The sequence below is a fragment of the Brunnivagina elsteri CCALA 953 genome (assembly GCF_002289455.1).
GTDB classification, from domain to species: domain Bacteria; phylum Cyanobacteriota; class Cyanobacteriia; order Cyanobacteriales; family Nostocaceae; genus Brunnivagina; species Brunnivagina elsteri.
The window spans coordinates 1-8,020 of record NZ_NTFS01000311.1; the positions used below are offsets into that span (position 1 = coordinate 1).

Below are 8,020 nucleotides of genomic sequence, written 5' to 3' on the forward strand. Positions count from 1 at the left end.
AGTCGCAAGACACTAGAAAAGATTGCTTAAAGTTACACCGTGGACTTTACTAGGTTTACCTAGATTTTTAGAAGCGGCAAAACCTCCACCACCTAAGTATCTTTCGATTCTGTATTTACTATTATGGATTAGTTGTCCTTCATTCCAGAACATATACTGAGTTTTTGAGTTAGTTTTTCATATATTCTCGATTTTTACATGATTTTCCTGAATGTGGCGGGTATAACCACGTAGTCATATTTATATTTAACCTGTAATGATAAAATTCTCCTAATAACGAATTATGGTTTAGGGTGTGTTGAAGGCTCCAACAGCAGAACAGAAAACACAGTGCTTTAATTTATGTGTGTGGTTTAGCAAACTTTATTTACCGATAAACCTATTGCGGATTGACGATCGCACGGGAAATATTTTCCTCCTAGCAGGCGAAGAGAATATTATAGAAATATATCCTAATGGTCGATGGAGGTATGTAGCATGAGCCAACCTGACTTTAAAACCATGAGTCGAAAGGAATTACATACTTATGTCCTGACACACCGAGAAGATAAGGAAGCTTTTCATCAGTATGTTGATAAATTACATGCAGAAGCGACTTGGATCGAAATGCCTCCTGTTGAATTACCGGAAGATTTGGACAATTATCCAGAGTTTATTGAACGTGTGAGCAAAATGCGATCGCAGGATAATACTTAAAGACCTCTCCATGACTTGAATTGTATTCAAGTCTGTCCCTCCCCTGCGAGGGGAGGGACAGGTTTAAACCAGGGAGAGGTCTTTATTTCGGAGTATCTTTTGTTGCAGGATTCGTTTGTGTGGGAGATGCATCGGGAAATAAATCTTTCCACAAGTCTCTACCGTCTTTAACCCCGGATATTAAAGCCGCAAATATTGCTAATGTTGATAGAATCCCTATAATTCCCGCCCAAACGGGGATTTTGGGAATTCGAGAAAAGGAAAATTTACGCTTTAATCCCAACTCATCCAACCATTCCTGCACTGCTTGGGGACGCTTTTCTCCTTCCAATTCCATCCCGTGAATAATCGCACGGTTAACGCGATCGCTAATATGAGAATTATGCTCTTTTGGTGGCTTTAAGCCGATATTATTGTCTTTGCGATCGCAACTACTAACGGGTTTTTCTCCTGTTAACAACATATACAAAGTTGCTGCCAGGGAATATACGTCTGTCCAAGCTCCTCGCTGCTGTTGACTTCTGGCTGTATTAAAGTATAATTCGATAGCGGTAAACCCATCTACTCGATTTCCGCGACTGGTGAGGGGACTATCAAAACCCCGTGCTAAGTCAAAGTCGATTAAAACAACTTGGTAAGTACCTTTTCGCAAAACAATATTTTCGGGTTTGATATCACGGTGTAAAAATCCCTGTTTATGGACTTCAATTAGTGCTTGTCCAATTTGCTGAATGTAACCTAAAGCTTCTTTTTCGGGGATTTGACGACGGGATGCGAGAATATTCCCTAAATTATCCCCATCGATATGTTCCATCACCATGCAATCTAATTGCTGGTATTTAAAATTTTCAATCACCCTGACAATATTAGGATGTTTGCATAATGCTAGCTTGCGTGACTCATCGGCAAAACCTGACTCTAGGTAATTGCGATCGCGATCGCTAAGTTGATTAAGTATATCTGGATTTAAGGTTTTAATTACGACTTTTGTATTGTTGCTATCTACCGCTAAGTAAGTAATTGCAACTCTTCCCCTTCCAAGTTCTTGTTTTATTTCATACTTATTATTGTGTAGTTTCTGTCCACTTACCCAAGCCATACTGTAATTTTGAAAAGTATAATTTTCAGTTAAATTTAAATATAATCGTCCACAATCGGGTTTATTTATTTACTGCGTTTACGGATTTGTCGGTATTGGTAGCAGTCAATTACCGCATCTTGCATGTAACTTCCCTTCGACTCTGCTACTAATAATTGCTCGTATATTTGCTTCGGAACCTGAAAATACTTGTAAGTTTTGCCATTACTGAAGACAACTTCGAGGGTTTGCGAACCTTCATCGTAACCTACAGCCTGAACCATACTGGACTCTACTTGCTGTGGTTCCATAGTATCCTTTAGTAATTTGGACAAGTACCAGAAATTCTAGCGCTACAAAGTATCGGGGTTGACGCTGCGACACAAATCTGTACATGAAATTGAATATCAAGGTGGGATGCTCTGGAGAAGCAGTCTTTAGGCATCATATTCATTCCCTAAGTGCTACCACTGAAGCCATTATTTTATTTATTAATTTAAGCTATACGTGTTTTAACTTAATTTATTTTGAGATTAAGGTAGTTATGTCATCCCAGCTATTTCAAGAAACACACAGCAGCATCAACCAAATTGGTATACAACTCTTACAATATCTACATGAAATTCGTCAAGCTCGTATCAACGAAGGTGATGAGACGAAAAGTTTGCAGAGTCTTGAAGATGATATTAACAAAGCTCTAACTGCTTTGAAGGAACAGAAGTATCAGGTAGCTGTAATTGCAGCAATGAAAGCAGGTAAAAGTACTTTTTTAAATGCCATAATTGGTGCAGATGTTCTTGCGAGTGAAACCGCAGCTTGTACAATTTGCCGTACCGATGTTAAGCATATACCAGTCAACCAAAATCCAAGACTTCTAGAATATCGAGAGGGGAAAACTCAACCTGTTGTTCTTTTTGAAGGTAAAGCTGAAGAAATTCAACAGGAGATTCAAGATAAATTCTTAAAACGTACCCGTGAAATTAGAGAAACAGGTAATCCTGACAATACTACACGTTTTGAAATAGAACACCCGATTGAAGCTATCAATTCTTTATCATCCCTGTCTGGCTTTACTTTAGTCGATACTCCTGGTCCAAATGAATGGGAATCTGCGACCTTCAATACAGTAGCACTCAAGCAAACCGCACTGGAAGCACTAAGAACCTGTAATGCAATTTTGTTCGTGTTAAATTATGCTTCCTACAAAGATAATGCTGTTTCCGATTTATTCAAGGATATTGTCGAGAATAGGAAGGAAGTTTTAGCAGGAAATACAGGCAAAATTTACTTTATCCTGAATAAAGTAGACCAAAAGACAGAAAAAGATAGAGAGATAAATGATGTTATAGAGGATTTAAGACAAGAATTAAGTAACTTTGGTTTTCCCAATCCAATTATTTATCCAGCTAGTTCTAGACAAGGACTTTTAGCAAAGCTTATTACCCAAGGAAAAGCGACTGAAAGTCAAATTAAAGACTTTAAAAAGTTTTTTAGTTCCAGGTATGCAACAGAAGATGAGGAAGGAAATCAAATTATACCCGCACCTCGAAAAATTGCATCGCAAGCCTTAATTGATAGTGGAATTCCTAAAATTCAAGAAACTGTCATTCAAACTATTACTCAAAATTCCGGATGGAATCTTCTTCGCGATGTTTTAGCAAGCATTGAAAAATCTGCAAAGGCAATTGAAGATTCTCTCAATACACAAATTAGTGGTTGGGAAATGGGTATTGAGGAATTGAAAGGAAAAATAGAAGAGTACAGAAGAACTTCTGAGATAGCAAAGGGAAAGGTAGAAAATGTAAAGAAGTCAGTCGAACAGCAAAAAAAGTTGCTCGTACAAGGTTTTAATCAAAATGTGACTATTTTTGCTTCTGAAGCAAAAGAAATTATCCAAAATGAAATAGATGGCTATGCTAGTTCGAGAAAAAAGAAATCTGAGAAACAGATTTCTTCTAGTCACCTCATTTTATCTCAAGCCACAGTCAAGAAAGAATTTGACTGGGTTGATTTTGCAGAAAAAATAGGTATCAATTTATTAGAATTAATACCTAGTGCAAAAGCTTTTACAAAAGTTGCAAAAACCATATTTAAAACACGTTCTTCTTTGCAAGACAAGTTCCGCGAATCTATGCCAGAAGTATCAAACATAAGTATACATAATTCAGACCCACATATCATCAGAGTCAATTCAAAACAAGAAGCTCAAAAAATAAGTAGTACTATTAATGATTTTTGTTCACCTCACATTCAAAGTTGGTGGCTGGATACTCAAGATAAGCTTGTGAGGGAAGGAACCCAAATAAGAGAAGCTTTAGTCTTGAAAATACAAGAAGATATTCAACAAATATCAAATGAAATTTCTCAGTATCTTGGACAATCTTTAGAAGTAAAGTTAAATATTAACGAAATCCAGTTTCCAAAGTTTGAATTTAAAGGGATTGATGCAAAAATACAACATCAACAAGAAGTAGTTAAGCGTACTCGAAAAGAAGATAAAACGGAAAGTCGCTGTTGTAAATCAGATAACGTTTACAAGGTAGATGTTCCATATGAAGATAAACTTGATTTTTATGAAATAGACTTGCGTCAAACAATCAGCCAAATCCAGCAAAAGATAGATGAACAAGTATCTCGAAATCAACATCTTCTAGAAAGAGTAATTGAAGACCAAATTTCCAAAGACTTCAGAAATGCTGAACAACAAATTAGCGATTATATCAAAAGCTTTCAAAATGAATTTGACTTTTTGCTCAAAGAACGGGAAAGTAAACAAGAAGAAGCAGATAAAATACGTGAAATATTAAATCTTCAAAAGGAAATATTGATTAAGTATTTATCTCAATTGAAGGATATTAAAGAATCATTAAATCGATGGAAGCCAATGTAAGTAAACAATTTTTATTATTAGAAAACCCAAATTTTTGGGTTTTCTCCCTTATCTAAGTACTTCATAAAGTGAAGGTTATTGATGCTTTTTGGTGGTGCGAAAAATCGGGTTTCTCGGTTTGTTATGTTGATTGGAGATTTTCCCTAAGGAGAAACCCGATTTTCAGAGGCTTTACGCTTTATTACGATAAGCAGAACTTAATCTTAAAGCCATATCCCAACCCCAAACCCCTAAAACTACTCAGGTAACTTGGCAAAAACCCTCTCAACCAACTCCTTTGCCATCAAATCCAACCGATTCCAATCCACATCACCCTGTTCATCGATTAGACTAGTATCAACAGCCACTGCTTCATACCCCGATACGTAATCCCGAAAACAAACCTCATAGCATAACTCCCACAAATCAACCTGTACCTGCTGCTCTTGACGCTGTAAACACAGATGATATCCTGGATGGGGCATTGGTAGTTTTGCTAAGGTTCGCCGAATTTCATCTGCTTGCTCCGGTGTCGCAGTTTCCAGTTCCTCAACTAACCTTGTCACTGTTGCTTTGGTTTCTTCAGTTGTGCCAGGAGCCCAAATTAACACGTCTTGGTAAGTTCCTTTCCAGGGTGATATGTCAAGCTGTTTGCGGATATTATCGACGACGCGGATAAATGCTGGTTGCATCAGCATTTCTGCTTGATGCCATAGGTTCGAGTCGGTTATTTTCGGTGGCATGGGTGCTTGTATGTGAATTTTGAAATAAATTTACAAAAAATTACAAAGTATATTCATAAAAGACTGGGTTTTCGCCTAAATCTTTTATCAAAATAGCGGATTTTGCTGTGGAAAATTTGGAGATATTTATTACCACCTGTTCAAATTGGGTGTTAACATGCTTGGAGGATATATGATTGGCAAGCTACTAGACTATCGTTATAAAGTTATCAGAGTTCTTGCCACGGGCGGTTTTGGTGAAACCTACATCGCAGAGGATACCAAACGTCCTGGCAATCCCATTTGTGTGGTCAAGCATCTCAAACCTGTTAGTAGCGATTCTAAGATATTTGATACTGCCAAGCGATTGTTCCAAAGTGAGGCAGAAACCCTGGAACGTTTGGGGAATCATGACCAAATACCTCGACTTTTAGCTTATTTTGACGATAGTCTAGAATTTTATTTAGTACAAGAATTTATTGAAGGGCATACATTAAGCGAAGAACTGGTTTCTGGTGAAACCTGGACGGAAGCACAAGTTATTCAACTTTTAGATGAAATTCTAAATATTCTCGAATTTGTCCACCACCAAGGGGGAATTCACCGAGATATTAAGCCAGATAATATTATTCGTCGTCGTAGTGATAATAAACTTGTTTTAGTCGATTTTGGCGCGGTTAAGCAACTGCGTGCAGGTTCATATCCAGGTGTTCGTCAAATACGTAATGCACCAATTCAGCAATCCGCTACCGTAGCAATCGGCACTCCCGGCTACATGCCTACGGAGCAAGGACAGGGGAAACCGCGTCCGAATAGTGATATCTACGCATTAGGAATCATTGCGATTCAGGCATTGACTGGGATTGCACCAATGGATTTGCAAGAAGACCAAAACACAGGTGAAACTCTGTGGCAACATTTAGTACCAGTTAACCAGCAATTAGCAACCGTATTAAATAAGATGGTACGGTATCATTTTAAAGATAGATACCAAAATGCGCCGGAAGCACTACAAGCATTGCGGACTTTTATGCCTGCGAGGGTATCTTCTGTGCAGGAATACCCCAAAGTATACAGTAGCGAGAAAAGCTACGCGATCGCACGAATTCCATCTCCCCAGTCACGGCAAAAAACCATCGCAGTAGCACCAGGAAACCGAGAACCCCAAGCTGCGATCGCAAGTGCAAAACCTGTGCATCGAGGTGCAACTGGTCCCGATTTGCTGCAAATATTGATTTTGATGTTACTTGCGGGAGGTGCTGCTTATTTTGCTCCTGGGGTTGTCAAAAATGTCCAGGGTTTTACGGCAAATTGGACGAAGGGTAATAGTTTGGCAGCACAAACCTGTATGGCTGTGACTAGCGAAAAAGCAAATATTCGTTCGGAACCGACTGCGATTTCAAGCGAGACGATTTTACAAACCGCAAGTGAGAAGACTGGGTTTGAGGTTACGGGAACGCGAACCAAGAAAGGTTGGGTACAAGTTCGATTGGATACTGGTAAGGTGGCGTGGGTTCACTCGGATGTGGTAGGTAATAATGAAGAGTGGATAACTTGCCTGCGGGATAAAGGTATTGCAATGCGAACGATAAATGATAGTAGTGTCATTGCAAACCGTCCCGCACCGAAGCCAAAGCCAAAGTCCAAAAATCCAATTGATTTCTTAACTTTTCCTGGCAATAACAGTGAAAATACTGAGCAAGGAAAAACTAGTCAGGTTGAACCCATACCAACGACTTCTGCACAACCGAATGGGGGTAATTCTCCAGCAGAAAATAGACAAGTAGTTGAAAAAGCAAGGGAAAAGTATGAGTCTGGGGATTTGCAAGGTGCTTTAGATTTATTGAAATCTTTGCCTGCGAGTATTGAGGAAACTGGTAAGATGGTTTCCCAGTGGCAGAACGACTGGACTAAGGCTGAGGCTTTATTTAAGGATATTGACGAAGCTGTTGCCCAGGGTAATTGGGACAAGGTACAGTCTTATCGAAATAATCCTGACAAGTTACCTAATATTAAATATTGGCAAGATAAAATTAATCCTCTGGTTCAGCAAGCTGCTAATAATATATCTAATAACATATCCAAACAAGCTGAAAATTTAACTAAACAGCAGCAAGGTAATCAAGCTGGGAAATCTCAGGTTGATAAATCCCAGAACATTGAGAAAAAGAAAAATCCCAAGCCAGAGAACAAGCAGGATAATTTTTTTAATCCCGACAGTTTATTTGATTTTGGGAATTCGGAAGCAACGGAAAATCCCAAGCAAGAAGAGAATGAGCAGTAGTAATATACTGCGAATGCATTAAAGGTTGACTAATATAAAACCCCTCTCCAACCTCTCCCCTTACTAAGGGGAGAGGCTTAAGAATCTCAGTTTTCGTTTAACGAAAAGTCGATTTTTTAACCATTTATAGTATAGACATCTCAAAGGTCAAGCGAAAGCATGTTGGAGAGTCTATCTCAATACTGCTCGGTTAAGGAAATAAATTAGGCTGCAACCCTTGAAATTTGGTTGTTTCTAATGCCCAAAAAAGGCTTAACCGAGCAGTATTGGAGTCTATCTGATATTTTTTAAATATTGGTATTTAATACAACCGACACTATAACGGTTAAAGGAATATACTCAGGGTTAGCGCATCTCAAACCCTATTGACA

8 protein-coding genes are annotated in these 8,020 nt (G+C 38.4%); 4 read left to right on the top strand and 4 right to left on the bottom strand.

The genetic code is table 11. The features are described 5' to 3' along the window. Positions 1-12: 12 nt before the first annotated feature. Complete coding sequence (locus CK510_RS31960) at positions 13-153, bottom strand: hypothetical protein (RefSeq protein WP_158224947.1); 141 nt, start codon at positions 151-153, stop codon at positions 13-15. Between the two features lie 142 nt (positions 154-295). Here CK510_RS31960 and CK510_RS22180 point away from each other — a divergent pair, with 142 nt between their 5' ends. Together CK510_RS22180 and CK510_RS22185 are read left to right on the top strand one after the other, a co-directional pair. Further along, entirely contained in the window at positions 296-481 is a 186-nt protein-coding gene (locus CK510_RS22180; RefSeq protein WP_245912308.1) for a DUF6888 family protein, read from the top strand. Beyond that, positions 478-696, top strand: a complete 219-nt coding sequence (locus CK510_RS22185; protein ID WP_095723762.1) for a DUF6887 family protein — start codon at positions 478-480, stop codon at positions 694-696. Before CK510_RS22180 ends, CK510_RS22185 begins: the two co-directional genes overlap by 4 nt. Positions 697-778: 82 nt before the next feature. Here CK510_RS22185 and CK510_RS22190 read toward each other — a convergent pair whose 3' ends face one another. Beyond that, a complete protein-coding gene (locus CK510_RS22190; protein ID WP_095723763.1) occupies positions 779-1,795 on the bottom strand; it encodes a serine/threonine protein kinase in 1,017 nt (338 codons plus the stop codon). A 65-nt stretch (positions 1,796-1,860) separates the two neighbouring features. Further along, on the bottom strand, positions 1,861-2,085 hold the full coding sequence (locus CK510_RS22195) for a KTSC domain-containing protein (protein WP_095723764.1): 225 nt from the start codon (positions 2,083-2,085) through the stop codon (positions 1,861-1,863). A gap of 233 nt (positions 2,086-2,318) precedes the next feature. Here CK510_RS22195 and CK510_RS22200 point away from each other — a divergent pair, with 233 nt between their 5' ends. Beyond that, positions 2,319-4,664, top strand: coding sequence for a dynamin family protein (locus CK510_RS22200; RefSeq protein WP_095723767.1), 2,346 nt, complete (start codon positions 2,319-2,321; stop codon positions 4,662-4,664). Positions 4,665-4,900: 236 nt separating this feature from the next. Here the strand turns inward: CK510_RS22200 and CK510_RS22205 are convergent, their stop codons facing one another. Then, positions 4,901-5,386, bottom strand: coding sequence for a hypothetical protein (locus tag CK510_RS22205; protein ID WP_095723765.1), 486 nt, complete (start codon positions 5,384-5,386; stop codon positions 4,901-4,903). A gap of 172 nt (positions 5,387-5,558) precedes the next feature. On the opposite strand from CK510_RS22205, the gene CK510_RS22210 reads away from it, so the two are divergent. After that, the gene (locus CK510_RS22210; protein WP_095723768.1) at positions 5,559-7,649 is read left to right on the top strand and encodes a serine/threonine protein kinase; all 2,091 of its coding nucleotides are present in this window, start codon (positions 5,559-5,561) and stop codon (positions 7,647-7,649) included. Positions 7,650-8,020 lie beyond the last annotated feature (371 nt).

Bases quoted from the DNA above. Each gene is read 5' to 3' on its own strand.
- CK510_RS31960 (WP_158224947.1), bottom strand. From the start codon at position 153: ATGTTCTGGAATGAAGGACAACTAATCCATAATAGTAAATACAGAATC.
- CK510_RS22185 (WP_095723762.1), top strand. From the start codon at position 478: ATGAGCCAACCTGACTTTAAAACCATGAGTCGAAAGGAATTACATACT.
- CK510_RS22190 (WP_095723763.1), bottom strand. From the start codon at position 1,795: ATGGCTTGGGTAAGTGGACAGAAACTACACAATAATAAGTATGAAATA.
- CK510_RS22195 (WP_095723764.1), bottom strand. From the start codon at position 2,085: ATGGAACCACAGCAAGTAGAGTCCAGTATGGTTCAGGCTGTAGGTTAC.
- CK510_RS22200 (WP_095723767.1), top strand. From the start codon at position 2,319: ATGTCATCCCAGCTATTTCAAGAAACACACAGCAGCATCAACCAAATT.
- CK510_RS22205 (WP_095723765.1), bottom strand. From the start codon at position 5,386: ATGCCACCGAAAATAACCGACTCGAACCTATGGCATCAAGCAGAAATG.
- CK510_RS22210 (WP_095723768.1), top strand. From the start codon at position 5,559: ATGATTGGCAAGCTACTAGACTATCGTTATAAAGTTATCAGAGTTCTT.